We start from the raw sequence: 2,577 nt of genomic DNA, 5'->3' as shown, positions 1-2,577 counted from the left end.
TGCCGGTTTACCCCCCAAATCCCTGTCGAATTCCGGCCAGCGTGGTTTAACGGGGTGCCTAAGATCAAAAGCAGATCAAGAGCGGCTCGCTTCGCATCGTGGTTAGTCGGGTTGCTGCGAACTATAAGTGGGTCGTTCTCTATGCCGCCAGGCCGCAGTGGCCTAAGCCGCTCTCAGCGAGATAAACGCATAATTGGCCGGCACTTCCGTGGCAATTTGTGCCCCGGCATCCAGCACCTGTTCGGCGATGTCCATCCCGGACACATGAAACACCCATTCATTGGCCACCGCCGGCTGTTCAATCGCCAGTTCAATCGCCTGGGCAAACGCCTGCATGTCCGGCAAGTACGCGGTAAACCCGTCGCCCTTGAGGGCGGTCGTGCGGATGCCGAGCAACGCGCATACGGCTTCCTTGGTCTGTACGTCATCACGGTCGGCCTGGCGCGAACGGCGAATCAGTTCGGCCAGTTGCGTGTCCATCAATTCACCACCGACGATCAGCGCGGGGCCTTGCTCCCAGGATTCCGGCGGGCAGTCTTTGGCGCTTGGGTTGAGTGGGATATGCGGGTTGATCTCCATCGGGTAGATGCGGCACACCAGCGGGCGCCGTTCGTAGATGCGGCAGCGGTTGTCTTCGTCAAGATTCCGGCAGCGTCCGGCGTTGTAGGCGGCAAAGGTGATTGCCACAAATGCCTCGGTAGTGCCGCTGGGCACGATCACTGAACGGCGTTCGGCGTGTTCCCGTTGTTGCAGGGGCAGGCCCAGGCCGTTGCCAAGAAAGCCCTCCACCAGAACGATGACGTTGCCGCCGTCCGCCGCCCAGCTGCGGGCTTCTTCGAGGGTCAGGGGCACGTGATGGTCGCTGCAGCATTTGCCGCAACCTACGCAGGAAAAGTGTGTGTTCATGGTGGATCTGTCACCAGGCAAGGTCAGAGGGCACGCTTGAGGGGTGACGGGTTTTTACCTCTATCGACCGCTCAGGGGCTCTGGAAGCAAGTTATGCGCCAGTGAGGGTCAGCCCTTGGATAGGATGTCGCGCAGCACAAACTCCATGCCCGCACTTTCATACAGTTGGCGGGCGCGCAGGTTGCTCTCCAGCACCTTGAGGTCCACATAGGGTTCGCCGCGCTGCTTGAACACCTGGAAGCTGTGCAGCAGCAAGGCGCGGCCCAGCCCTTGGCCTTGGGCACAGGGGTGGACGGCCAGGTTCTTGATAAAGGCGCTGGTCCAGCATTGCGCCACCGCGAGAATACCGCCGCGGTTACTGGCCACCAGGCACAGCGTCGGGTCGTACTCGGCATCGGTGACGAACTGCCGGCGCCACTCCTCCAGGTGGCCGACACGGCCGCCGCCCTGGTCCTGGGTCATGCGCAGCACGGCATGGATCGCCGGGGCCAGTTCATCGCGATAATGATCCAGCCTGGTATCCGCTGGCCACTGCGGGGCGGGCAGGCTGCCGGTGAGGTCGCGACGCAGGAGCTGGTAATACTCGGCCAAGGCTTACAGGCCCTTTTGTGTCACGGTTTGCGCGGCGATGACCAGGCACTTGGTCAACTCTGGGGATGAGAACTTGGTGAGTACCGAGTCGGCACCGGCCAGGCGTGCTTTTTCGCTGTTCATCGCGCTGTCCAACGAGGTGTGCAACAGCACGTAGAGGTCCTTGAAATCCGGGGTTTCGCGCAAGGTGCGGGTGAGGGCGTAGCCGTCCATCTCAGACATTTCGATGTCCGACACCACCACGTTGATCTGTTCAACCGTGCCTTGCAGCTCCAGCAACACGTCGATGGCTTCCTTGGCGCTGCGGGCGGTGTGGCAGGTCAGGCCGAGGTTGCGCAGGGTGTGTACCGATTGCTGCAAGGCCACCTGGCTGTCGTCCACCACCAGGATGCGGGCATTGCCCAGCACTTCGGCTTCTTCCATGGTCAGGTCGGTCGGCGCCGCTTCAACCGGTGCCGGGGCGATGCCATGGATGACTTTCTCGATATCCAGCACCTGCACCAGGCCACCTTCCACCTGGGTAACCCCGGTGATAAACGCCCGATTGCCGCCGGAGCCGTAGGGCGGCGGGCGGATATCGGTAGTCAGGCAATGCACGATTTTGCTCACCGCCTGCACATGCAGGCCCTGCTTGGAACGGCTGACATCGGTGACGATCAGGCAGCCGCCGTCCGGGTCTTGCAAGGGCATTTCACCCAGGGCGCGGCTCAAGTCGATCACCGACAACGAAGCGCCGCGCAAGGTGGCGATGCCTTTGACGTGCGGGTGAGACTCCGGCAGCCTGGTCAATGGCGGGCAGGGGATGATCTCGCTGACTTTCAACAGGTTGATGGCCATCAGCTTGCCGCTGCGCAAGGTAAAGAGCAGAAGCGAGAGTGAGTCTGCGCGGGCTTTGGTGGTGGACATAAAAACCTTCTGTGGATCAGGGATGACGATCTATAGAGAGTTATCGACTTGGCTGGCCGGGGCTTTAACCGGATTTTGTGTCGGCCACTGTTTATGTGCAAGCTGGCTTGCCTGCGATGGCCATAGGTATCTACACAACTGTGCAGTTCGCCGCAGCCACCGGTAACCACGATG

General features: G+C 61.3%; 3 protein-coding genes. All 3 read right to left on the bottom strand.

All coding sequences use genetic code 11. The annotated features are described in order from the left end of the window. Nucleotides 1–162 precede the first annotated feature (162 nt). Entirely contained in the window at nucleotides 163–906 is a 744-nt protein-coding gene (locus QK296_RS28890; RefSeq protein WP_034134898.1) for a YkgJ family cysteine cluster protein, read from the bottom strand. A 108-nt stretch (nucleotides 907–1,014) separates the two neighbouring features. Further along, nucleotides 1,015–1,497, bottom strand: coding sequence for a GNAT family N-acetyltransferase (locus QK296_RS28885; RefSeq protein WP_003188701.1), 483 nt, complete (start codon nucleotides 1,495–1,497; stop codon nucleotides 1,015–1,017). Nucleotides 1,498–1,500: 3 nt separating this feature from the next. Then, a complete protein-coding gene (locus QK296_RS28880; protein WP_282392347.1) occupies nucleotides 1,501–2,403 on the bottom strand; it encodes a chemotaxis protein in 903 nt (300 codons plus the stop codon). Nucleotides 2,404–2,577 lie beyond the last annotated feature (174 nt).

The sequence above is a fragment of the Pseudomonas sp. AL10 genome, assembly GCF_029960685.1.
GTDB lineage: Bacteria > Pseudomonadota > Gammaproteobacteria > Pseudomonadales > Pseudomonadaceae > Aquipseudomonas > Aquipseudomonas lactis.
This window is presented reverse-complemented; position numbering and strand designations above follow the sequence as displayed.

Excerpts from the sequence above, each read along its gene's own strand:
- QK296_RS28880 (WP_282392347.1), bottom strand. The coding sequence starts at position 2,403 with ATGTCCACCACCAAAGCCCGCGCAGACTCACTCTCGCTTCTGCTCTTT.
- QK296_RS28890 (WP_034134898.1), bottom strand. The coding sequence starts at position 906 with ATGAACACACACTTTTCCTGCGTAGGTTGCGGCAAATGCTGCAGCGAC.